This window comes from Mesorhizobium sp. WSM4845, assembly GCF_055811455.1.
The window spans coordinates 37,357-57,985 of record NZ_JBVVQA010000022.1; the positions used below are offsets into that span (position 1 = coordinate 37,357).

Sequence of the window (20,629 nt, forward strand, 5' to 3'; positions counted from 1 at the left end):
CAAGTAGCGAAAGATCGCCACTCTGCCCGCCGGTTTCAAGCCGGTTCAGGAGAAACTGTCGTAGCCGGCGCGGCCCTCGTCCAGCAGCCGCCGGATCACGCCGACGCCGCCCGCGATGTCCTCTCGTCGCTCCGGCTGTGAAACGCCAAACCGCACGCCGTGAAAAACCTGCTCGGAACGCCCGGCCTTGAACTCGTCCTCATCGTCGATGAGCACGCCATGTTCGAGACAGGCGTTCTTGAAGGTGCCGGAAAGCCATGGATCAGGCAGGGTGAGCCAGACGAAGGGCACATTGTCTAGTGCGTTGAAGTCGAACCCGGCTAGTGTCTCGCGCACGATCGCCACGCGCGCGTTGATCTCGACGATGCTGCGCTTGCGCATCTCGCTGGCCTGGCCGGACAGAACCAGTCGGCTACACACTTCCGCCAGCAGGAAGGGGAGGCCACCCGTCAGCATCTTGTGAGCGACCCGGATCCGGTGGCGATAGGCCGGCGGACAAGCGAGCCAGCCGCCGCGAACGCCGGCCGCAACCGATTTCGACAGGCCGCCGGCAACGATGGTCCGTTCGGGGGCATATTCGGCCAGGAGCGGCGTCGGGTCGTCGGTCAGATCGCCATAGAGATCGTCCTCGATCAGGATGACATTGTATTCGCGCGCGACGCGCGCGATGGCCTCGCGGCGCGTCGCCGACAGCGTCACCAGTGTGGGGTTCTGTGCCGTCGGCATCAGGAACATCATTTTCGGGTGTTTTTGCGCGCAGACGCGCTCGAAATCCTCTGGATCGAGCCCTTCCGCGTCCGACGTCACCAGCGCAGTGCGGCGGCCGATCAGGCCGGCGCTGCGAGAAATCTGCGAATAGGTGAGGTGCTCGAAGACGATATAGTCGCCGGGCGTGGTCAGCGCGGCAATCGCCGCCATAACCGCGGCATGGGTGCCGAGCGTCGGAACGATGCCATCGGGGCTTGGGCGAAACGAATTTCGCGACAGCCAGCTGCAGCCGGCCTCGACCCAGCGGTTGGGAAAATCCCGCGTATAGCTTGAAATCTCGTACGGATGCTCCTGCGCCGTGCGCGAAAGCACATCGGCGACAATGGCGCCCTGGCCGGTATCAGGCGCAGCCGTGCTGTCGAAGCGCAGTTTGCCGCGAGGCGCATCGATATAGCGCGTGCCTTCCACCTGCGGGTCGGGCGCCAGCAGATCGGTCTTGGTGTCATGCCGGCCAAGCACATAGGTTCCGCGTCCGACTTCGCCGCTCACCAGGCCCCGCTCGCGCAACAATTGGTAGGCCCTGCCGACCGTGCCGACGGTCGTGCCGATGTCATATGCAAGATCGCGCTGCGGCGGCAGTTTTGCCCCGGCGGCGATCACGCCACGGTCGATGTCCGTTTCGATGGAATCTGCCAGCCGCTGATAGAGCGGCCCGGAGCCGGCGGAAAGGTCGGGACGCCAATTTGTCATGGTGACAATTTTCTATATTGCACCGTTTTGAGAGTCAATACATATGTGATCGCGCAACAAATAGGTACAATCTCGAATTTTGGTAGCAAAAAAATGGCTGCAATCGATACAATCCGTTACATGAGAGCTGAATTGCCCGGAGCCCGCCCGTCAGGCCGACAAGGCTATGTCCGCCGCCTGGTGCGAATGGTCACCTCACTCACAAACCGGATCGGCCGCTTGCTGGATCGCCGGCGCAGCCGACTGGTCTTGCTGGAAATGACCGACGATCAGCTCAAGGATATCGGCATCTCGCGTGCCGACGCCCATCGTGAGGGGCTGAGGCCGTTCTGGGACTGAGAATACGCCGGCTTCGACTGCAGGCAGCGGCTCACTGCCCTATGCAGCCGCACCGCAGGCCTGATTGCCAGCCTGCCAGCGGGCAATGTCTGAGCCGATGCGTGCGCCGAGCGGTTCGGCCATCAGCGGACCGTACACGTCGACCCGGCGTGAATTGCCCTGTGCCTGCACGACCAGCAACGGCTTTCCGCCATAATGCTTGACCGGAACCAGCAGGAAGCGCGGCGTGCCGGTGAACGAATTCAACTCGTTGGCCATCTGATAGGGCTTGAAAGCGGGATCCTTGCTGGCGATCCAGCATTTGTGGGCGGCGATCGCCACCTGTTCCATGGCAAGCAGCGCCGCACTCTTGCCCGAAGGCGCCGGCGCGTTCTTCTGCTTCGACTGGCAGGAGGCGAGCACAAGGCCGGCGGCGGCGGCGAGAGCGAGGCGGGCGATCGTCTGTCTCGGGCTCATGCGGCGCCTATGTCGAGTTCGGGAAGGGGATGAACGCTGAAGAATCAAGCGGCGATGCCAAGCGCACTTTCGAAGAGTGCCCGGCCGTCGCTGCCGCCATGCGCTGTTTCGATCAGGTTCTCGGGATGCGGCATCAGGCCGAGCACATTGCCCTGGCCGTTGATGATGCCGGCAATGTCGTTGATCGAGCCGTTGGGATTGGTGCCTTCGGCATAGCGGAACACGACCTGGCCTTCGCCTTCCAGCCTGCGCAACGTCTCGGCGTCGGCAAAATAATTGCCGTCATGATGCGCCACCGGCGAGCGGATGATCTGGCCCGGCTGATAGCGGCGGGTGAACATCGTGTTGGCGTTGGCGATCTGCAGCTTGACCTGCCGGCAGACGAATTTCAGCGACGTGTTGCGCATCAAGGCGCCTGGCAAAAGGCCGGCCTCGACCAGGATCTGGAAGCCGTTGCAGACGCCGATGACCATGACGCCCTTGGCCGCCTTTTCGGCGACCGCCCGCATCACCGGCATGCGCGCGGCAATGGCGCCGCAGCGCAGATAATCGCCGAAGGAGAAGCCGCCCGGAATGGCGATCAGGTCGACGTCGCGGATTTCGGTGTCGGTCTGCCAGACCGTGACCGGCGGCGTTCCCGAAATCTTGGTCAGCGCCGCGATCATATCGCGGTCACGGTTGAGGCCCGGCAGAAGAACGACGGCTGATTTCATTTCGGTTCGTAAGGCCCCTGGGCTTCGGCAAGTTCGCGCAATTCGAGACGGCGCTCTATGCGTTCGAGACGATCGTCTTGACGGCCAAGAATGCCGTAGATGTTATGGATGTCGCTTTGCGTTGCGACCATGTGACCCCGAACTACGTTCAACTCCCGCTTCACTTCGGAAACGTCTTGTCGAAGTTCAGCAACTTCGTGGTGCACACGCTTCAGGAGCCCGCACATCAACTCGTTGGTGGCTTCAGTCATATACCCTCCGGCACAACCTCAGGTAATGGCCACACTATAGTTCTCAATCACCGTATTCGCCAGAAGCTTGTCGCACATGGCTTTGAGATCGGCCTCGGCCTTGGCCTTGTCGCTCTCGGCAAGCTCGACGTCGAAAACCTTGCCCTGCCGCACCTGGCCGACGCCGTCAAAGCCCATCCCGGACAATGCGTGTTCGATCGCCTTGCCTTGCGGGTCGAGCACGCCGTTCTTGAGAGTGACGGTAATGCGGGCCTTGATCACGCTGGACATGCTCCTGTTCGACGTGTTGAGCGGCAAGAAAGCTCAGTGCGGCTTGCCTTTGAGGCCATCGGTCGAGGCGACGAGCACCGGCCCGGCGGGACGCGGCGGCTCGTTCTCGTTCATGATGCCGAGGCGGCGGGCGACTTCCTGATAGGCTTCGACCAGACCGCCCATGTCGCGGCGGAAACGATCCTTGTCGAGCTTGTCCTGGGTCGCCACGTCCCACAGACGGCACGAGTCCGGCGAGATCTCGTCGGCAACGACGATGCGCATCATGTCGCCTTCGAACAGCCGGCCGCATTCGATCTTGAAGTCGACAAGCTGGATCCCGACTCCCATGAACAAGCCGGAGAGGAAGTCGTTGACGCGGATGGCCAGCGCCATGACGTCGTCGATCTCCTGCGGGCTTGCCCAGCCGAAAGCGGTGATGTGCTCTTCAGACACCATCGGGTCGTCGAGCGCATCGGCCTTGTAATAGAATTCGATGATCGAGCGCGGCAGTACGGTGCCTTCCTCGATGCCGAGACGCTTGGCCAGCGAGCCGGCGGCGACATTGCGCACGACCACCTCGAGCGGGATGATCTCGACTTCCTTGATCAGCTGCTCGCGCATGTTGAGCCGGCGGATGAAATGGGTCGGAATGCCCATCCGGTTGAGATGGTTGAAGATGTGCTCGGAAATGCGGTTGTTGAGCACGCCCTTGCCATCGACGATTTCGTGCTTCTTCTTGTTGAAAGCGGTCGCGTCGTCCTTGAAGAACTGGATCAGTGTTCCCGGCTCAGGGCCCTCATAGAGGATCTTGGCCTTGCCTTCATAAATGCGGCGGCGATTTTTCATCTGATCTTTTCTCTGGATTTCCGGGCAGCGGCAAGCGACCAGTTCCTGTCCGTACGCCTAAATTAGTGCGGCAACGGTAGGGGTTCAATGCCGGTGTCTATCCCAATCGCAGTGTTTGCTCAATCGGCAAATCCTTTCAATCACCGCTTTCCGGAATGAAATGCCGCAGCGCAGCAAGTGATGTAGCATATTGACCGGCCCGCGGCCTTTTGGTTTGTGCTGGGCAAGACACATATTTCGACTGCCAACCAAATCGGATTTGACCGGAGGGATGCCATGAGCAGCATGAAAGATCGCGAGGAGGGCTTCGAGCGCAAGTTCGTAATCGACGAGGAACTCCGGTTCAAGGCTGCGGCCCGCCGCAACAAGGCGCTCGGCCTGTGGGCCGCTGAAAAGCTCGGCAAGGCCGGGGCCGACGCCGAAGCCTATGCCAGCCAGGTCGTCCTCGCCGATATCGAGGAAGCCGGCGACCACGACGTTTTCCGCAAGATCCGCAAGGATTTCGACGAAGCCGGGGTCGTCCAGTCGGATCATCAGATTCGCCGCACCATGGACGATCTGATGGCGCAGGCAATCGAGCAGACCAAGAACACCTGACCCTTTGCTCTGAGCCAATCGACACGCTGGACCAATCGACCGCCTCGCCCCTCCGGGCGGTTTTTCTTTGCCTTTGCAGCTGTTTCCGGCTGAACTGCATTAGAGTGACGTGCATCCATTCGGAAAGTACGCTCTAAAACTTTGACTCCTCGCGTCGGGCCGACTTTGTCGGCGATTTTGGGCCGATGCGAGGTCGAATAAGGAAGGCGCCCATGTCCCTCAAGTCACGCCTTGTGGCCGATGAAACCTTGTGCACCGCATGGTCCGGCGTGCCTGATGCCCTGACGGTCGAGATTCTTGCCAGACAGGGTTTCGATGCCGTCACGCTCGACATGCAGCATGGCGGACATCATGAGGACAGCGTGCTGCGCGGCCTTGCGCCGGTGCTGGCCGCCAGCAAACCGGCGCTGGTGCGCATTCCGGTCGGCCGCTTCGACATGGCCAGCCGCGCGCTCGATTTCGGCGCCGAGGCGGTGATTGCGCCGATGGTGAATTCGGTGGCGGACGCCAGGCTGTTCGCTGCCGCCATGAAGTATCCGCCGCTCGGCGAGCGTTCCTGGGGCCCGACTTACGCCTTTCCGCGTCATGGCAAGGGCGACTATGCCGACTGGCTGCGCGACAGCAACGCGCGCACCATGGCCTTCGCCATGGTCGAGACGCGCGCCGCGCTCGATGCACTCGACGACATCCTCGACACGCCGGGTATCGACGGCATCTTCCTAGGCCCATCGGATTTTTCGATTGCCTGGTCGAACGGCGCCGCCGTCAACTCGACGCTCGAAAGCATGATGGAAACAGTCGCCTCGATCGCCGAGCGGACGCGCAAGGCCGGCAAGCATGCCGCGATCTACGTCATCGAGCCGGCCATCGCCGGCCGTGTGGTGTCGATGGGCTACCGGCTGCTGGCGATGGGCTCCGAGCATGCGCTGATCGGCCTGGGGGCAAAGACCCTGCTGAAGAGCGTGAGGGACTCGATCAGCGCCTAAAGCGCGTCGCATTGAAGGGAATGTAACGCGCTTAAAGTCTTTGTTTTATGCATGTCGTCCCAAAACCGCTTCGCACCCTCGGGTCAGGCCCGAGGGCATGCTTTTGGGCGACATGCACTAAAGGTCGGTCAGGAATTTCGCAAAAGTCATCGAGCCTTCCGGCCACGGGCCGAAGCCGGCATCGGCGTTGAGATGTCCGGCCTCGCCGGCGTCGATGAACAGCGAGCCCCAGGCGCCGGCAATGTCCTCGGCCACCTCGAAGGTGCAGAACGGGTCGTTGCGGCTGGCGATCACCACCGAGGGAAATGCCAGCGGCTCGCGCGGATAAGGTCCGAAGGTCATCAGGTGCCTGGGTTTTATCTCTGGGTTGGCGACGTCGGGCGGCGCCACGAAGAAGGCTCCGGCGACCGGACGCTGGAACTGCGGCATTGCCTGGATCACGGCAGCGACGCCGAGTGAGTGCGCGACGATGACGACCGGTCGCTCGGCCTCGTTGACCGCCTTCGCCACGCTCGCCGTCCAGTCTTCGCGCACTGGCTTCGACCATTCCGCCTGCTCGACGCGCCGCGCCGTCGACAATTTCGATTGCCAGCGGCTCTGCCAATGGTCGGGGCCGGAATTGGTGTAGCCCGGCACGATAAGAATGTCTGCATCCCTGACTTTCATGGCGCGCATGTAGCGAGGGACACGGTTTCGTGCAACCGTGATGATGATCGGTGCGATACTCACAAATAGTGAACACCATGTTCGCTTCTTGCCGTCTTGTGTGAACGATCGCGATCGACGATCTGTCATCGGGAAAGGAAACTGCCGTGTACATGAGACCCAGGATTTGGAACTGACACGAACAATGGTAGGTAGCGCCGGGCTCCTGGCTTTGGGGATCTCGTCGAAGGCCGCCCAAATGGAGACTCTCATGAGCGAACTGCCCTTTGCCGCCACGACCCCGGTCTGCGTTGCCCGCGTCGGGTTGCGCGCGCGCGATGCCGAAAATCTCGCTGCCTATTATCGCATCGTCGTCGGTCTGCGGGAACTGAGCCGCGCCGGGGGCACGATCACGCTGGGCGCCGCCAATCGTCCCTTGCTCGACATCGAGGCGGATGCAGCGGCGAAGCCCGACGATCCGCGCAGCGCCGGCCTCTTCCACACTGCCTTCCTGCTGCCCAGCCGGGCCGACCTCGGGCGCTGGATCAACCACGCCATCGCCAACAAGATCGGCATCGAAGGCGCATCGGACCATCTGGTCAGCGAGGCACTTTACCTGACCGATCCTGAAGGCAACGGCATAGAGATCTATTCCGACCGCCGCCATGAGGGCTGGAAGTGGAATGGTGACAAGATAGCGATGGCGACCGAACGGCTGAATATTTCGTCGGTCGTCGCCGACGTGCCCGCCGGCAATGCCGCCTGGCAGGGCATGCCGGACAACAGCATCATCGGCCATGTCCATCTGCGCGTCGGACGGCCGGAAGACGCCGAGGCCTGGTGGCACCAGGAATTCGGCTTCGATACCATGGCGAAATATGGTGGCGCGGCGGTGTTCCTGTCGTCAGGCGGCTACCACCACCACATAGGCGCCAATTCGTGGCAGAGCGCCGGCGCCGGCCGTCGCGATCCTTCCCGGTCCGGCCTCGCCTGGGTCGAAATGCGGTCCGACAATGTGACTGATGCAGCGACGCGCGAGGACCCGTGGGGAACGGTGATCAGGACCGTTCCCGGCAAGGCTTGATTATTCGAACCTGACGGTGCGGCGAGGTCGATGCCGTCTTACCTTCTCCCCTTGTTTGTGGGAGAAGGTGGCCGCCCACGGGTCTTGCCTTCGGCAAGCCCGAGGACAGGCTCCGCGGTCCGATGAGGGTGCTCCAGCTTGGAACCGCCGGCTGGGACCGGTCAAAACCGCGTGGCCTCACGCTTCTCCGAACACCCGCTTGAAGATCGTGTCGACATGCTTGGTATGATAGCCAAGGTCGAATTTTTCACGAATTTCGGCCTCGGGCAAGGCTGCGGTGACCTCCTTGTCGGCCAAAAGTTCCTCAAGGAAATCAGCGCCTTGCTCCCATACCTTCATGGCGTTTCGCTGCACCAGCCGGTAGGCGTCCTCACGGCTGACGCCGGCCTGGGTCAGCGCCAGCAGCACACGCTGCGAATGCACGAGGCCGCGGAACTTGTTCATGTTCTTCAGCATGTTGTCGGGGTAGACGAGCAATCTGTCGATGACACTGGTCAGCCGCGATAGCGCGAAATCGAGCGTCACAGTCGCATCCGGGCCGATCATGCGCTCGACCGACGAATGCGAAATGTCGCGCTCGTGCCAGAGCGCCACGTTCTCCATCGCCGGCAGCGCGAACGAACGCACCATGCGCGCAAGCCCGGTGAGGTTTTCGGTCAGCACCGGGTTACGCTTGTGCGGCATCGCTGACGAGCCCTTTTGCCCGGGCGAAAAATACTCTTCGGCCTCCAGCACCTCGGTGCGCTGCAGATGGCGGATTTCCGTCGCCAGCCGTTCGATCGACGACGCGATGACAGCGAGCGTCGCAAAGAACATCGCATGGCGGTCGCGCGGGATCACCTGCGTCGACACCGGCTCCGGCTTCAATCCGAGTTGCTTCGCCACATGTTCTTCGACATAGGGATCGATATTGGCGAAGGTGCCGACTGCACCTGATATGGCGCATGTCCCAATATCCTCGCGCGCGTGCACCAGCCGCTCGCGGCAGCGCGAGAATTCGGCATAAGCCTGCGCCAGCTTGACGCCGAAGGTGGTCGGCTCGGCATGGATGCCGTGGCTGCGACCGATGGTGACGGTGTCCTTGTGTTCGAAGGCGCGGCGCTTGAGCGCCGCAAGCAGGCCGTCGATGTCGGCCAGAAGGATGTCGCCGGCGCGGGTGAGCTGCACGGCAAAGCAGGTGTCGAGAACGTCCGAGGAGGTCATGCCCTGATGAATGAAGCGGGCATCCGGCCCGACGAATTCGCTGAGGTGGGTGAGGAAGGCGATGACGTCGTGCTTGGTGACGCGCTCGATCTCGTCGATCGCCTCGACGTCGAACTTGGCGGCCCCGCCTTTTTCCCAGATGGTTTTGGCGGCTTCCTTCGGGATCACGCCGAGTTCGGCCAGTGCGTCGCAAGCGTAGGCCTCGATCTCGAACCAGATGCGGAACCGGGTTTCGGGCGACCAGATGGCCACCATTTCCGGCCGGGAGTAGCGAGGGATCATCGGTCAGTCCTGACTTGCGAGGGCGTTCGCCCGCGTCGTAACAGAGGCAGACAAAATGCTCAACGCTGCTGCCGCGCAAACCAGATGCTGGCGAGAGCAAGCGCGATGAAACCGAGCGGAAAATAAAGCCGGATGCCCAGCACGATGAATTGATAGAACGCCGTCGCCATGGTGTGCACGAACTGGATAGACCAGCCAATGGTCAGTGCAGGTTCATGCCACTGGGCATAGTAGGAACGGTATTGCAGCGCAAAGAGCCCACCGGTGAAGCCGATCGTGGTGGCAAGAAGGCAGACAAACGCGGCCGCCAAGGCAACTTGCCAATGCCGCCCGAGCGAGACGAGCCGCGCCAGGAACAGGCCAACCGGAAAGGCCAGCGCACCGCCCGCCGCATAGAGCAACGAGACGAAGCGGATATTTGCCGGGGTCACCCAGTCGTCCAGCAGCAGATTGACAAGTGCGCTGGCGCCCATCGCTGCGGCCCACAGCAGCGCGCCGCAAACTGCGGCGGACGGCGACGGCAAGGCCTTGCGGATGCGATCCAGGACGGTGTTGCGTATGGCGGGGAGCGACGTCACAGCCGGCCGGTCACCGCGATCCAGCGATAGTCAGGCCCTTCGAAGCCGTACTGGCGCACCGCGATCAGCACGGCATAGGCGCTGAGGCCCTGCATGGAAAATGTCTGCACCGCGCCGATCCGATAGCCGTTCGGGCAGCCTCTGCTTTTGGGGATCGACTTGTCCTCGTGCAGGAGTTCAGTCTTGCCGCCGTCTTTCGCCTCGATGCGCAACAGGCGAAAGCCGTTGATCTCGCCAAGGTTTTGGCAGGTTTCGGTATCGTTCATGCCGATCTCGTCGAGCCGGAACTCGAGCGGATCATCGACCGGCGAAAAGATCGGCCGCGGGTTGACCACCATGCGGAACGGATCGGCCGAAAGCTCGGTCACAGGGTTGGAGCCGGCGGTGATGCCGCGATTCGCCGTCAATTCCGCCTGTTTGATGATAGCTTCACCTTTCTGCCGGGCTGCAAGGCGCGCCGCGTCGAGCGTTGCGTTCTCGTCGTCAAGCCGCACCCTGATCGGCGTGCCCTTGAGAAAACTGTCGTCGGCGGTGTTGATGTAATAGCGATTGGCATAGGGAAACCCCGACCCGTCCTGGACACCGTACTCCTCGAAGGCGAAGGCGCTGCCATCCCCGGTGAAGCCGAGGATTTCAAGCTCGGCAACATCGCCGGCATGCGCGGCGAGCGAAGTTGCAAACTGGGCAAGGAGGGACACAGCAAACAGGACGAGAATTCGCATCGGATTTCCGTTTGAGCAGCCAGCGTTGTTTCGATCACTATCACGACATCGTCAAAACGTCGTGCCCTCTGAGACGCAACCCGATGCATCCAATCGTGCCGTCATTTGTTTATGTTGGCAGCTTGAAATGGAGAACCCACAATGACCGATGCAGCCAGCATTCGCGAACATATGGAAGTGATCGGCGCCGACGGCGTCCATGTCGGCACTGTCGACAAAGTTGAGGGACAACGAATCAAGCTGACCAAGCGCGACAGCGGCGAGGGCGCCCACAGGGGGCATCACCACTTCATTCCGCTCAGCCTCGTAGCCGAAGTCGAGGGCCAGAAAGTCCGGCTGTCGGCAAATTCGGATGTCGCGGTCACGTTCGAGGAGGAAAAATCCGACCCCACCTGATGACGGGCCACGGCAGCCCGCATTCAGCGCGACGACCAGACCGGAAACAGGTCGCCATCGGCGGGCGTTGCGGCAAAGACGCCGCGGCTGATGGCGCGCGCCATGGTGGCGCCGGCCACGGCGTAAAGCTCGATGGCGTCGTTGGGCGCGAGCTCGATGCCGCTCTTGCCGGTCGCCAGCGCGAAAACCAGATCGCCGTCGGCCGGCGTATGTGTCGGCCAAATGGCGCGCACGAAGCCGTCATGCGCTGATATCGCCAGGCGTTTTGCGGCGGCCTTGGTGAGAAGGGCGTCCGTGGCGATGACGGCGATGGTCGTGTTGCCTCCGACATGCTTGTCGCGAAATTTCAGCAGGATCCTTTTCGCGTCCTCCGGCATCGGCGCGGGATAACCAAGCCCGCCGAACTCGTCGCCGATCTCAAAGGGCGCTGCCCAGAAGTGCCTGCTTCGGGCGATCGTCACCGAGCCGGTCGGATTGACGGCGACGAGTGCGCCGATGGTGACGCCGCTGTCGAGCATCGTCGAGGCCGATCCGAGGCCGCCCTTGAGGCCGGAACTCAGGGCACCGGTGCCCGCGCCGACCGTGCCGAGCGGAAAATCGATGCCGACTGCCTGTGCCGCCTCATAGCCGAGATCGCGGTAGGGCGGATAGCGGCCCCAGTCCTTGTCGCCGCCGTTGCGCAGGTCGAACAGGATCGCCGCCGGCACGATCGGCACGCGAAAGCCGCCGACCTCCACGCCGATGCCGTTCTCGCGCAGTGCCGCCTGTACGCCGGAGGCGGCATCGAGGCCGTAAGCCGAGCCACCCGAAAGCACCACGGCATGGATCGCCTCGATCGAATTGTGCGGCTCGAGCAGGTCGGTCTCGCGGGTGCCCGGGGCACCGCCCAGGATCTGCACACCGGCCACTGCCGGCTCGTCGCAGACGATGGTGGTCACCCCGGACTTCAGCCTCACATCGGAAGCGTTGCCGACACGCAGGCCGGCGACATCGGTGATGAGATTGCGCGGCCCGGTGCGAAACATCATTTGGCCTTCGCCGGCACGAAATTTGCGCCGTTGAAACGGAAGACCCGATAAACGTTTTCGGTCAAGTCGCCCTTGCCGTCAAAGCGGATCGGTCCGATCGCGGTGCTGAAGTCATGCGCGGCGAGCGCATCGGCCAGTGGCCTGCCGGGGGGGTCCGCCAGGGCTGTCGCCGCCTTGGCGATCTCGACCGCTGCATAGGCCGGCAGCGTGTAGCCCTCTGGCACGATCTTTTGTGCGGCAAAGCTTTCGAGCACCCTGGAGTCGGCGACATCGGCCCATTCGGGCGGCGCAAACATCAGCGTGCCCGTGGTATAAGGCACGTCGCCGGGCGCTGTGCGCAGCGCTTCGCCGCCGGCAAAAATGATGCCGGCATCGAGCTGGCCGGCGTCGCGGCCCATGATGGCGATGTCTTCGCCGTCGCCGCCGGCGAAGACATGCGTTGCGCCGGCCTTCCTCAGCCGCCCGATCAGCCCGATCTGGTTGTCGAGCTGCGGCCTGAATGTGTCGACGAACACCGGTTTCAGTGCCGCCTGCTCGGCTGCCGCCCGAAGCGTCTCGGCGATTTCGCGGCCGTAAATCGTGCCGTCGTCGATGATGGCGAACAGCTCGTTCTGCCATTGGCGGGTGAGGTTAGAGGCGACCGCGTTGCGCTCGTCATCGCCGCGCGGCCCAAGTCGAAAGATCGGCCAGCCGGTCTTGGCGCGCCGGTCGGTCAGGCTTTCGGTGCGCACGCCGACGGTGATGACCGGTATGTTGGCGTCCTTCAGGATCGGCAGTGCCGCCTCGATCGCCTCGGTGCAGAGGAAGCCGACGACCAAGCCGACCTTCGCCGCAACGAATTCTCTCGCCGCGGCAGCCCCGCCATCGGCCGTGCAGGCGTCGTCGACAACCTTGAGTTGAGCACCGTTTGCCGCTGCCGCCAGGCCTGCACCCGCCTCGATCTGTTTGCCAAGCATCGCCGACGGCCCGGACAGTGGTGCTGCGACGCCGACCAGCAGCGTGTCAGCGTTCGCATCACCGGCGAGAGACAGCCAGGCCAGCACCGCTATTGTCGTTGTCCTGGGTCGCATGCGAGCGAAAGAATTCCTCTGCACCGGTCGCGTGTTTGCCGGAGCCACTTCCTGCCAAGACCTAAAGGCTGGTCAGCTTTCACGCAACACGCGAAATTCAAGATGCATGTCAACCACTTCGCTTGTGGCATGCAATATGCCGCCATATATAACGGTTCGGTTCACCTCGCTTCAAACCAATGGAAATCGCCGGTGCTGAAGAAGAACGACATAGGGCCGCAGGCCTATCGCGACGCGATGAGCCATTTTGCCGGCCACGTCCATGTGGTTACCACCGACGGTCCCGCCGGCAGGCGCGGTGCGACTGTCATTGCAGCCTGTTCGGTCTCGGACACGCCGCCGACCATCCTGGTCTGCCTCAATTGCGAAAATCCCAAGAATGAGCCGTTCGTGAAGAATGGCAGGTTCGCCTTGAACACGCTGGCTTCGGACCAGGAGGCGCTGTCGGTCGGCTTTTCCGGCCTCACAGGTCTGCCCGTCGAGGAACGTTTTGCGTTGGGCGATTGGGACGTGATCTCGACCGGTGCGCCGACGCTGAAGGGCGCGCTCGCCGTGTTCGACTGCGAACTGATCGACACCAAGGATCTGGCCACCCACCGTGTGCTTTTTGGCAAGGTGACAGGCCTGCGCACCGGCGATAATTTGCGGCCGCTGATCTATCACGACCGCGGCTATCACGCTCTGTAGAGGCCCTGGATGGCTGCACCCACGGAGAAAGAATGACCGAGTTGAAACCGCGTCCCGCACCGCGGACGATCGATGAGACGCTCGATCTGCTGACCGGTGCGGACTATGTGGCAGACCGGTCGCTGGCGACCGTGCTGTTTCTATCGCTGCGCATGAAGCGGCCGCTGTTCCTTGAGGGCGAGGCCGGCGTCGGCAAGACCGAGATCGCCAAGGTGCTGGCGCAAGCGCTCGGCCGCCGGCTGATCCGCCTGCAATGCTATGAAGGCCTCGACGTCTCGTCCGCCGTCTACGAGTGGAACTACGCCGCGCAGATGATCGAGATCCGCATGGAAGAGGCGGCCGGCAAGGTCGACCGCTCCGACATGGAGCGCAACGTCTTTTCCGAAAAATACCTGATCCGCCGCCCGGTGCTCGACGCACTGACCGGCAAGGCGGGCGCCGCCCCGGTCTTTCTGATCGACGAGCTCGACCGCACCGACGAGGCCTTCGAGGCATTCCTGCTCGAAATTCTCTCCGACTTCCAGGTCACGGTGCCCGAGCTCGGCACGATCAAGGCGGAGGAGCCGCCGATCGTCATCATCACCACCAACCGCACCCGCGAGATCCATGACGCGCTGAAGCGCCGCTGCCTCTATCACTGGGTAGACTACCCGAATGCCGAGCGCGAGCTGGAGATCGTGCGCAGAAAAGTACCGCAGGCCAACAGCCGGCTGTCGGCAGAGGTGGTTTCGTTCATACAGAAGCTGCGCCAGATCGAGCTGTTCAAGGTGCCGGGGGTTGCCGAGACCATCGACTGGGCCAGCGCGCTGACCGAACTCGACAAGGTGGCGCTCGATCCGGAAACCGTTTCCGACACGATCGGCGTGCTGCTGAAATACCAAGACGACATTGCCCGTATAGAACAGGGCGAAGGCCGGCGCATCCTCAACGAGGTGAAGGCCGAGCTTTCGGCGGCGGAGTAGGCGATGGCAACGCCGCATCCCGAACCGAAAGAGGCCACGCCCGATGGGAGGATCGCCGATAACATCGTCTATTTCGCCCGCACCCTACGCAAGGCCGGCATGCGGGTCGGCCCGGCCTCGGTAAAGGATGCGATCGAGGCGGTGCTTGCCGCCGGTATCGGCTCTCGCGACGATTTCTACTGGACGCTGCACGCCGTACTGGTGTCGCGGCACGAAGATCACCCTACCTTCGACGAGACTTTCCGGCTGTTCTGGAAATCGCACGAGCTGATCGAAAAGATGCTGGCGATGTTTTCGCCGGTGGCGCCTGATATCAGAGAGAAGCAAAAGCCGCGGGCTGCGGAAAACCGCGTCAGCCAGGCAATGTTCGAGGGCCACCAGAAGAACCAGCCGGCGCAGGAAATCCCCGAGATCGAGGTCGACGCTCGCTTCACGTTTTCCGGCAACGAGGTGCTGAGGGGCAAGGATTTTGCCCAGATGAACGCCGCCGAGATGACTGACGCCAAGAAGGCGATCGCCGAGTTGCGGCTGCCCTTCGACATGGTCAGGACACGGCGTTTCAAATCCAACGCGCATGGCCGACGTATCGATCCGCGCGCCATGATGCGTTCGGCCGCGCGGACAGGCGGCGAACTGATCCTGCCGAAATTCCGGTCGCCGCGCGAGGTTCACCCGCCGCTGGTCGTGCTTGCCGATATTTCCGGTTCGATGAGCCAGTACACGCGCATTTTCCTGCATTTCCTGCATGCGCTGACGGAAAAGCGCCGGCGCGTGCACGCCTTCGTCTTCGGCACCAGGCTGACAAATCTGACGCGGCAGATGCGCCATCGCGATCCTGACGCGGCACTCGCCGATTGTTCGGCGGCGGTGATGGACTGGTCGGGCGGCACCCGCATCGGCGATACGCTGGCCGAATTCAACCGGTTGTGGTCGCGGCGTGTGCTGGGGCAGGGTGCGGTGGTTCTCCTGATCACCGACGGGCTGGAGCGCGACGACGTTGCCGGCCTGTCGGAGGAAATGGAGCGCCTGCGCAAATCCTGCCGGCGGCTGATCTGGCTGAACCCGCTGCTGCGCTTCGACGGCTTCGAGGCGCGCGCCCGCGGCGTCAAGGCGATGCTGCCGCATGTCGACGAATTCCGCTCGGTGCACAATCTCGATGCGCTCGCCGACCTGTGCGCGTCGCTGGACAAGACTTCGGCGCGCTCCGTCGACCCACGCAGATGGATTGAGGGTGGCGCGAGAGACGCCGCATAGTCATATGTTTTCTCCGGGAGAAACGGTGATGGAAAACAGCATTTATCTCGATGAGGCCCGCGATCCGCTGATCATCGCGGAAGGCTGGATGAAAGACGGCAAGGATGTCGCCATTGCCACCGTGGTCGAGACCTGGGGCTCGGCGCCGCGCCCGGTCGGCAGCCACCTTGTCATCGACGCGGACGGCAATTTCCACGGCTCCGTCTCTGGTGGCTGCGTCGAAGGCGCGGTGGTCACCGAGGCGGTCGACGTCATCGACAGCGGCAAGGCCAAGATGCTGGAGTTCGGCGTCGCCGACGAGACCGCCTGGCAGGTCGGCCTGTCCTGCGGTGGCCGCATCAAGGTCTATGTCGAGCGGTTGGGTTAGAAGCATGATCCCGCAAAGTGGGAACCGGTTTGCCGACAAGAATCATGCTTAAACAAGAGATATTTCGATGGATCCCTACGCGCTGAAAACGCTGAACGCCGAACGCCGCGCCCGCCGCGCGGTGATCCTGGTCACCGATCTCGGCGATGGCCGCGATCGCATCGTGAGGGAGGGCGATCAGGTCGCCGGCGAATTGGGCGCTGCGATCGCCAAGGCGTTTCGATCAGGCAATTCCGGGTCGGTCGAGGCGGAAGGGCAAACCTTCTTCCTCAACGCCTACCTGCCGCAGCCGCGCCTGGTGGTGATCGGCGCAGTCCATATCAGCCAGGCACTGGCGCCGATGGCCAGGATCGCCGGCTACCCCGTGGAGATCGTCGATCCGCGCACGGCCTTTGCCACCGCAGACCGCTTTCCCGATGTCGCGCTGCATGCCGAATGGCCGGAGGATATCCTGAAGCGCCAGCCGCTCGACAGCTATACGGCGCTGGCCGCCGTCACCCATGATCCGAAGATCGACGATTTCGCGCTGAAGGCGGCGCTCGACGCCAACTGCTTCTATGTCGGTGCGCTCGGCAGCCGCAAGACCCATGCGAAGCGGGTTGAGCGCCTGCTGGCATTGGGCGCGACCGCCGACCAGATCGCCCGCATCCACGCGCCGATCGGTCTCGACATCGGTGCGGCGAGCCCGGCCGAAATAGCTGTGGCGGTGTTGGCGCAAGCGATCCAGGCGTTTCGTTCGCGCGGCCACGAATCCAAGGACGCGGTGGCGTGAAGTTTGGGCCAATCCCCGTAGATACGGCCGAAGGCGCAGTGCTGGCGCATGCCACCACGGCCGGAGAACGGCGCTTGCGCAAGGCACGCAGGCTGAGCGCCGAGGATGTGACTTTGCTCAAGTCAGCAGGGATTTCGCAGGTCGTCGCGGCCGTTCTTGCTCCCGATGATTTGAGCGAGGACGCTGCCGCCGAAAAGATCGCCGAAAGCATGATCCATCGCAATGTCGAGGCGAAGCCCGCCGCGACCGGCCGGGTTAATCTGCACGCCCGGGCGGCCGGTATCTTCACGGTCGATGCCGCGATGATCAACGCCATCAACGCCGTCGATCCGACCATCACCATCGCCACGCTGGCGCAGCACGCACCGGTCGAAAATGGCCAGATGGTCGCAACCGTGAAGATCATTCCCTTCGCCGTTGCTTCCGCCCTGGTCGATGCGGTGGCAAGGATCTGCGCCAGCGGCGAGATCTTTGCCGTCAATGCCTATCAGCCGGTGCGTGTCGGCGTCATTCAGACGGTTCTGCCCGGCATCAAGCCGAGTGTGCTCGACAAGACATTGCGGGTCACCGAAGCCCGTCTTGCGCGCTCAGGTGGCCGGCTGACGGCCGAGCGCCGCACGCCGCACGAAATTGGCGCCGTTGCGGAGGCTGCGGGCTCGCTGGCGCGTGACAACGATATTGTGGTGATCTTCGGCGCCTCGGCGATGAGCGATTTTGGCGACGTCGTCCCGGCAGCGATCGAGAAGGCCGGCGGCACCGTCATCCGCGCCGGCATGCCGGTCGATCCCGGAAATCTCCTGGTGCTCGGCGCGCTTGCCGGCAAGCGCGTCATCGGCGCGCCGGGCTGCGCCCGCAGCCCCAAGGAGAACGGCTTCGACTGGGTTCTCGACAGGTTGATCGCCGGTCTCGACGTGACGGCCAAGGATATTGCCGGCATGGGTGTCGGCGGTCTGTTGATGGAAATCCCGACCCGGCCACAGCCGCGCGAGCCGCTGCCGGCGCCAAAGTCTGAGAGTGCCGAGTTGAAGGTCGATATCGTGCTGCTGGCCGCCGGCCGCTCCAGCCGCATGGGCGGCCCGAACAAGCTGCTGGCGCTGTTCGACGGCCAGCCGCTGGTGCGCCGCAGCGCCGAGCGCGCGCTCGGCTCCAAAGCTTCGGGCACCGTCATCGTCACCGGCCATCAGCGTGAGCGTGTGCGCGCCGCGTTGTCGGGACTGGATGTGACTTTCGCCGATAATCCGGATTTCGCCGAGGGCCTGTCTTCATCGCTGAAGGCCGGCATCGCGCGGGTCAGAGCCGATGCTGCCGGCGCCATGATCGTGCTTGGCGACATGCCTGGCATCGCGTCAGCCGACCTCGACAGGCTGATCGATGCATTCCGCAAATCCGAGGGCCGATCGGTGGTGCGGGCCTCGCATGAGGGAAAGCGAGGCAATCCTGTGTTGCTGCCGCGTTCGCTGTTTGCGGCGATCGCTCATCTGGAAGGCGATACCGGCGCGCGCCATTTGGTCGAGGCCGAAGGGCTCGATGTCATCGATGTCGAGATCGGCAAGGCAGCGTCCATCGATGTCGACACCCCCGAGACGCTGGCAGGCGCCGGCGGCGTGCTGCAGGATTGACAAACCGAGGCCGAAAAACGATGCCTGTGGGATGGCTGTTCGTACCGTCCTATCCCCCTGCGCCCTTCTGACTTCAATATTTTTCTTGTTTTCTTGCGCCGCTTACGCCGACGTCCTCACGCTAAAGCCCTTCAAAGACGATCTGTTCGCCTATCCGGCCATCCTCTCGTCCGAGGGCGCCTATACAGTCGTCGACTATCGCGAGCTGCGCGATATCAACGCCCGCGACCAAGTGCCGGAGCGCCGCGCGCAGGCGCAGTATGTCGACACCGGTGTGCGCAAGGTGCAGCAGGATCTGCTGCTGAAGACCGACGCCGGCAATATCCGCCACGTCGCCGTCGGTCGCACGCAAGGCGCCGGCATCATCGTGCTCTATCTCCACGGGCAGGGCGGCAGCCGTAAGCAGGGCGTCGACGATTTCACCTTCGGCGGCAATTTCAACCGCATCAAGAACCTGATGGCCGGCAATGGCGGCCTCTATCTGTCACCGGACTTTTCCGATTTCGGCGACACAGGTGCTGCCCAGATCGCCGCGCTGATCGGCCACTATGCCGAACGGTCGCCGGACGCGAAGATCTTTGTTGCCTGCGGCTCAATGGGCGGCGCACTGTGCTGGAAGCTGGCCGCCCGCAAGAATACTGGCGGCCGCATCGGCGGGCTGCTGCTGCTCGGTTCGCTGTGGGATGAAAGTTTCCTCTCGAGCCCGGCCTTCAGCCGCCAGGTTCCGGTCTTCTTTGGCCAGGGCAGCAAGGACCCGGTGTTTCCAGTCGAGAAACAGGAAGCCTTCTTCCGTTCGATCCTGGCCAAATCGAAAACCTATCCGGCTCGCTTTGTCCGCTTCGAGACCGGCACGCACGGCACGCCGATCCGCATGACCGACTGGCGCGGCACGCTCAACTGGATGCTGTCGAAGGCCCCTTAAGGCGGTGTGTTGTAGTCCACCACTGTCTGCGGATTGATCTCGCCGTCATAGGAGGCGTCGACATCGTACTGCACCAGCGAGAAATTGCCGTTGCGAAATAGATAGGTGCCGGCCGATGCGGCATCGCCGAGGCCGCGCCACTTGTTGAGCGACGAGATCGTCTTGGTGGCGTCGTCATACTCGGAATTGACCAGCTGGTCGTCGGTCTGGAAGCCGGTGACGTTGATCGCCTCGACCTTGCCTTCGCTATCGTTGTTCTCATAGTGGATATCGAGTTCCGGCGAGGCGAACTGCAGCTGCCGGACGCCTGACACATCGTCGTAGACATAGTAGACGGCACTCTCATTGTAGGCAGCCATCGAGCAGAAGAAGCGAAACAGCCGCGTCTCGCGTTCGGGCTGATCGGCCTCGGCGCCGGCATCCTTGTAGCGCAGGGAGTAGGCGTCCGGCTCTGCCAAGGGCTCGCCGCCAGGCATTTCCTTGTCGCACTGGTCGCCATAAGTGGCCGCAAACGCCTTCTTGGCTTGCTCCAGCGCGGCATCCTTCTTCGGCGGCGGCGGTGCGTCGCCGCAGCTTGCCGGCACGGCGTCCTCGAATTCGGCCTTGGACGGTTTCAGCGCGCCCTTGTCGATGAAGATCGGGCGGAATGGCGGTTCCTGGATCGAGGCGTTGACCTGGCGCAGCGTGTAGCAGCCGGCAAAGACATTTTCGCTGCCGTCCTTGGCTGTCGCCCGGATGGCGACCGGAACATTGTAATAGATGCTGCCGGCCGCACCGTCTTCGGACACGCCACCGGTTTTGACCTCGACGCTTTCGGTGCCGTCATAGCCCTTGACGAAGGCGTCGAAATCCTGGACCGGCTTGGTTTCGCCGAAATAGTCCCAGGCGCGCGCGAATTCTTGCCGGTTGATGGCGCTGTAGAACGAGCGGATGACCGCTTCGGCGTCCGACCTGTCGTCGACATAAGGCGCTTCGGCGGCGAGCACCGGTTGGCCTGTCACGGCAAGGGAGAAAAAAGCGGTCGCTGCAAAAAGTGCGCTTCTCATCGGGAATCTCCACCGGATGGGAAATCCTATCATAGCGATTGCGGCGACGCGGTGACGCTTGAAGAATCGCCCACGGAGGCGCTAGGTCAGCGCC

The 20,629-nt window shown here is 63.0% G+C and carries 25 protein-coding genes; 12 read left to right on the top strand and 13 right to left on the bottom strand.

Annotated elements, in window-relative coordinates:
• Window positions 1-45 precede the first annotated feature (45 nt).
• Window positions 46-1,458: an aminotransferase-like domain-containing protein gene (locus AC0L2C_RS22960; protein WP_473524523.1), complete on the bottom strand. Its 1,413-nt coding sequence runs from the start codon at window positions 1,456-1,458 to the stop codon at window positions 46-48.
• Window positions 1,459-1,551: 93 nt separating this feature from the next.
• On the opposite strand from AC0L2C_RS22960, the gene AC0L2C_RS22965 reads away from it, so the two are divergent.
• Complete coding sequence (locus AC0L2C_RS22965) at window positions 1,552-1,797, top strand: DUF1127 domain-containing protein (RefSeq protein ID WP_287237524.1); 246 nt, start codon at window positions 1,552-1,554, stop codon at window positions 1,795-1,797.
• Window positions 1,798-1,836: 39 nt separating this feature from the next.
• Here the strand turns inward: AC0L2C_RS22965 and AC0L2C_RS22970 are convergent, their stop codons facing one another.
• From AC0L2C_RS22970 to purC, 5 genes are read right to left on the bottom strand one after another with little or no spacing between them, the layout of a single operon-like run.
• A complete protein-coding gene (locus AC0L2C_RS22970; protein ID WP_287237525.1) occupies window positions 1,837-2,253 on the bottom strand; it encodes a hypothetical protein in 417 nt (138 codons plus the stop codon).
• Window positions 2,254-2,297: 44 nt separating this feature from the next.
• Window positions 2,298-2,966, bottom strand: coding sequence for a phosphoribosylformylglycinamidine synthase subunit PurQ (gene purQ, locus AC0L2C_RS22975; protein WP_473524524.1), 669 nt, complete (start codon window positions 2,964-2,966; stop codon window positions 2,298-2,300).
• Entirely contained in the window at window positions 2,963-3,217 is a 255-nt protein-coding gene (locus AC0L2C_RS22980) for a hypothetical protein (protein ID WP_287237526.1), read from the bottom strand. The genes purQ and AC0L2C_RS22980 overlap by 4 nt, the downstream gene beginning before the upstream one ends.
• Window positions 3,218-3,235: 18 nt before the next feature.
• The gene (purS, locus tag AC0L2C_RS22985; protein ID WP_023798246.1) at window positions 3,236-3,478 is read right to left on the bottom strand and encodes a phosphoribosylformylglycinamidine synthase subunit PurS; all 243 of its coding nucleotides are present in this window, start codon (window positions 3,476-3,478) and stop codon (window positions 3,236-3,238) included.
• Between the two features lie 42 nt (window positions 3,479-3,520).
• A complete protein-coding gene (gene purC / locus AC0L2C_RS22990; RefSeq protein WP_023798245.1) occupies window positions 3,521-4,315 on the bottom strand; it encodes a phosphoribosylaminoimidazolesuccinocarboxamide synthase in 795 nt (264 codons plus the stop codon).
• Between the two features lie 276 nt (window positions 4,316-4,591).
• On the opposite strand from purC, the gene AC0L2C_RS22995 reads away from it, so the two are divergent.
• Window positions 4,592-4,912 carry a DUF1476 domain-containing protein gene (locus AC0L2C_RS22995; protein ID WP_473524525.1) on the top strand — a complete coding sequence of 107 codons (321 nt, stop codon included), beginning with the start codon at window positions 4,592-4,594 and terminating at the stop codon, window positions 4,910-4,912.
• A gap of 212 nt (window positions 4,913-5,124) precedes the next feature.
• The gene (locus AC0L2C_RS23000) at window positions 5,125-5,898 is read left to right on the top strand and encodes an HpcH/HpaI aldolase family protein (protein ID WP_473524526.1); all 774 of its coding nucleotides are present in this window, start codon (window positions 5,125-5,127) and stop codon (window positions 5,896-5,898) included.
• 117 nt (window positions 5,899-6,015) lie between these two features.
• Here AC0L2C_RS23000 and AC0L2C_RS23005 read toward each other — a convergent pair whose 3' ends face one another.
• On the bottom strand, window positions 6,016-6,564 hold the full coding sequence (locus AC0L2C_RS23005) for an RBBP9/YdeN family alpha/beta hydrolase (protein ID WP_023798242.1): 549 nt from the start codon (window positions 6,562-6,564) through the stop codon (window positions 6,016-6,018).
• A gap of 250 nt (window positions 6,565-6,814) precedes the next feature.
• On the opposite strand from AC0L2C_RS23005, the gene AC0L2C_RS23010 reads away from it, so the two are divergent.
• Window positions 6,815-7,627, top strand: a complete 813-nt coding sequence (locus AC0L2C_RS23010; RefSeq protein ID WP_473524527.1) for a VOC family protein — start codon at window positions 6,815-6,817, stop codon at window positions 7,625-7,627.
• 177 nt (window positions 7,628-7,804) lie between these two features.
• On the opposite strand, the gene purB is transcribed toward AC0L2C_RS23010, so the two are convergent.
• The 3 genes from purB to AC0L2C_RS23025 are packed head-to-tail and all read right to left on the bottom strand — an operon-like array spanning window position 7,805 to window position 10,412.
• On the bottom strand, window positions 7,805-9,112 hold the full coding sequence (gene purB, locus AC0L2C_RS23015; RefSeq protein WP_473524528.1) for an adenylosuccinate lyase: 1,308 nt from the start codon (window positions 9,110-9,112) through the stop codon (window positions 7,805-7,807).
• Window positions 9,113-9,171: 59 nt separating this feature from the next.
• Entirely contained in the window at window positions 9,172-9,690 is a 519-nt protein-coding gene (locus AC0L2C_RS23020) for a hypothetical protein (RefSeq protein ID WP_287285668.1), read from the bottom strand.
• Window positions 9,687-10,412 (bottom strand): DUF2259 domain-containing protein, encoded by a 726-nt coding sequence (locus AC0L2C_RS23025; protein WP_473524529.1) that lies wholly within the window; start codon window positions 10,410-10,412, stop codon window positions 9,687-9,689. The genes AC0L2C_RS23020 and AC0L2C_RS23025 overlap by 4 nt, the downstream gene beginning before the upstream one ends.
• Window positions 10,413-10,553: 141 nt before the next feature.
• On the opposite strand from AC0L2C_RS23025, the gene AC0L2C_RS23030 reads away from it, so the two are divergent.
• The gene (locus AC0L2C_RS23030) at window positions 10,554-10,808 is read left to right on the top strand and encodes a DUF2171 domain-containing protein (RefSeq protein WP_023798236.1); all 255 of its coding nucleotides are present in this window, start codon (window positions 10,554-10,556) and stop codon (window positions 10,806-10,808) included.
• Between the two features lie 23 nt (window positions 10,809-10,831).
• Here the strand turns inward: AC0L2C_RS23030 and AC0L2C_RS23035 are convergent, their stop codons facing one another.
• On the bottom strand, window positions 10,832-11,833 hold the full coding sequence (locus AC0L2C_RS23035; protein ID WP_287259739.1) for a P1 family peptidase: 1,002 nt from the start codon (window positions 11,831-11,833) through the stop codon (window positions 10,832-10,834).
• Complete coding sequence (locus AC0L2C_RS23040) at window positions 11,833-12,906, bottom strand: branched-chain amino acid ABC transporter substrate-binding protein (protein WP_473524530.1); 1,074 nt, start codon at window positions 12,904-12,906, stop codon at window positions 11,833-11,835. Before AC0L2C_RS23040 ends, AC0L2C_RS23035 begins: the two co-directional genes overlap by 1 nt.
• 192 nt (window positions 12,907-13,098) lie before the next feature.
• Here AC0L2C_RS23040 and AC0L2C_RS23045 point away from each other — a divergent pair, with 192 nt between their 5' ends.
• From AC0L2C_RS23045 to AC0L2C_RS23075, 7 genes are all read left to right on the top strand, one after another.
• Window positions 13,099-13,593: a flavin reductase gene (locus AC0L2C_RS23045; RefSeq protein WP_123150093.1), complete on the top strand. Its 495-nt coding sequence runs from the start codon at window positions 13,099-13,101 to the stop codon at window positions 13,591-13,593.
• A gap of 32 nt (window positions 13,594-13,625) precedes the next feature.
• Window positions 13,626-14,555, top strand: coding sequence for an AAA family ATPase (locus tag AC0L2C_RS23050; RefSeq protein ID WP_287228940.1), 930 nt, complete (start codon window positions 13,626-13,628; stop codon window positions 14,553-14,555).
• A 3-nt stretch (window positions 14,556-14,558) separates the two neighbouring features.
• Complete coding sequence (locus AC0L2C_RS23055) at window positions 14,559-15,809, top strand: vWA domain-containing protein (RefSeq protein ID WP_473524531.1); 1,251 nt, start codon at window positions 14,559-14,561, stop codon at window positions 15,807-15,809.
• 28 nt (window positions 15,810-15,837) lie between these two features.
• A complete protein-coding gene (locus tag AC0L2C_RS23060) occupies window positions 15,838-16,176 on the top strand; it encodes an XdhC family protein (protein WP_027154201.1) in 339 nt (112 codons plus the stop codon).
• 67 nt (window positions 16,177-16,243) lie between these two features.
• Window positions 16,244-16,948, top strand: coding sequence for an XdhC family protein (locus AC0L2C_RS23065; RefSeq protein ID WP_027154202.1), 705 nt, complete (start codon window positions 16,244-16,246; stop codon window positions 16,946-16,948).
• Window positions 16,945-18,567: an NTP transferase domain-containing protein gene (locus AC0L2C_RS23070; protein WP_473524532.1), complete on the top strand. Its 1,623-nt coding sequence runs from the start codon at window positions 16,945-16,947 to the stop codon at window positions 18,565-18,567. The genes AC0L2C_RS23065 and AC0L2C_RS23070 overlap by 4 nt, the downstream gene beginning before the upstream one ends.
• Before the next feature lie 31 nt (window positions 18,568-18,598).
• A complete protein-coding gene (locus tag AC0L2C_RS23075; protein WP_473524533.1) occupies window positions 18,599-19,489 on the top strand; it encodes an alpha/beta hydrolase family protein in 891 nt (296 codons plus the stop codon).
• Here the strand turns inward: AC0L2C_RS23075 and AC0L2C_RS23080 are convergent.
• Window positions 19,486-20,535, bottom strand: coding sequence for a DUF1176 domain-containing protein (locus AC0L2C_RS23080; RefSeq protein WP_287228946.1), 1,050 nt, complete (start codon window positions 20,533-20,535; stop codon window positions 19,486-19,488). The two genes, AC0L2C_RS23075 and AC0L2C_RS23080, sit on opposite strands and share 4 nt — an antisense overlap.
• Window positions 20,536-20,629 lie beyond the last annotated feature (94 nt).

Bases quoted from the DNA above. Each gene is read 5' to 3' on its own strand.
- AC0L2C_RS23025 (WP_473524529.1), bottom strand. From the start codon at position 10,412: ATGCGAATTCTCGTCCTGTTTGCTGTGTCCCTCCTTGCCCAGTTTGCA.
- AC0L2C_RS22970 (WP_287237525.1), bottom strand. From the start codon at position 2,253: ATGAGCCCGAGACAGACGATCGCCCGCCTCGCTCTCGCCGCCGCCGCC.
- AC0L2C_RS22965 (WP_287237524.1), top strand. From the start codon at position 1,552: ATGGCTGCAATCGATACAATCCGTTACATGAGAGCTGAATTGCCCGGA.
- purB (WP_473524528.1), bottom strand. From the start codon at position 9,112: ATGATCCCTCGCTACTCCCGGCCGGAAATGGTGGCCATCTGGTCGCCC.
- AC0L2C_RS23000 (WP_473524526.1), top strand. From the start codon at position 5,125: ATGTCCCTCAAGTCACGCCTTGTGGCCGATGAAACCTTGTGCACCGCA.
- AC0L2C_RS23060 (WP_027154201.1), top strand. From the start codon at position 15,838: ATGGAAAACAGCATTTATCTCGATGAGGCCCGCGATCCGCTGATCATC.
- AC0L2C_RS22995 (WP_473524525.1), top strand. From the start codon at position 4,592: ATGAGCAGCATGAAAGATCGCGAGGAGGGCTTCGAGCGCAAGTTCGTA.
- AC0L2C_RS22980 (WP_287237526.1), bottom strand. From the start codon at position 3,217: ATGACTGAAGCCACCAACGAGTTGATGTGCGGGCTCCTGAAGCGTGTG.
- AC0L2C_RS23005 (WP_023798242.1), bottom strand. From the start codon at position 6,564: ATGAAAGTCAGGGATGCAGACATTCTTATCGTGCCGGGCTACACCAAT.
- AC0L2C_RS23040 (WP_473524530.1), bottom strand. From the start codon at position 12,906: ATGCGACCCAGGACAACGACAATAGCGGTGCTGGCCTGGCTGTCTCTC.
- AC0L2C_RS23065 (WP_027154202.1), top strand. From the start codon at position 16,244: ATGGATCCCTACGCGCTGAAAACGCTGAACGCCGAACGCCGCGCCCGC.
- AC0L2C_RS22960 (WP_473524523.1), bottom strand. From the start codon at position 1,458: ATGACAAATTGGCGTCCCGACCTTTCCGCCGGCTCCGGGCCGCTCTAT.
- AC0L2C_RS23080 (WP_287228946.1), bottom strand. From the start codon at position 20,535: ATGAGAAGCGCACTTTTTGCAGCGACCGCTTTTTTCTCCCTTGCCGTG.
- AC0L2C_RS23010 (WP_473524527.1), top strand. From the start codon at position 6,815: ATGAGCGAACTGCCCTTTGCCGCCACGACCCCGGTCTGCGTTGCCCGC.
- purC (WP_023798245.1), bottom strand. From the start codon at position 4,315: ATGAAAAATCGCCGCCGCATTTATGAAGGCAAGGCCAAGATCCTCTAT.
- purQ (WP_473524524.1), bottom strand. From the start codon at position 2,966: ATGAAATCAGCCGTCGTTCTTCTGCCGGGCCTCAACCGTGACCGCGAT.
- AC0L2C_RS23050 (WP_287228940.1), top strand. From the start codon at position 13,626: ATGACCGAGTTGAAACCGCGTCCCGCACCGCGGACGATCGATGAGACG.
- AC0L2C_RS23075 (WP_473524533.1), top strand. From the start codon at position 18,599: ATGGCTGTTCGTACCGTCCTATCCCCCTGCGCCCTTCTGACTTCAATA.
- AC0L2C_RS23030 (WP_023798236.1), top strand. From the start codon at position 10,554: ATGACCGATGCAGCCAGCATTCGCGAACATATGGAAGTGATCGGCGCC.
- AC0L2C_RS23035 (WP_287259739.1), bottom strand. From the start codon at position 11,833: ATGTTTCGCACCGGGCCGCGCAATCTCATCACCGATGTCGCCGGCCTG.
- AC0L2C_RS23055 (WP_473524531.1), top strand. From the start codon at position 14,559: ATGGCAACGCCGCATCCCGAACCGAAAGAGGCCACGCCCGATGGGAGG.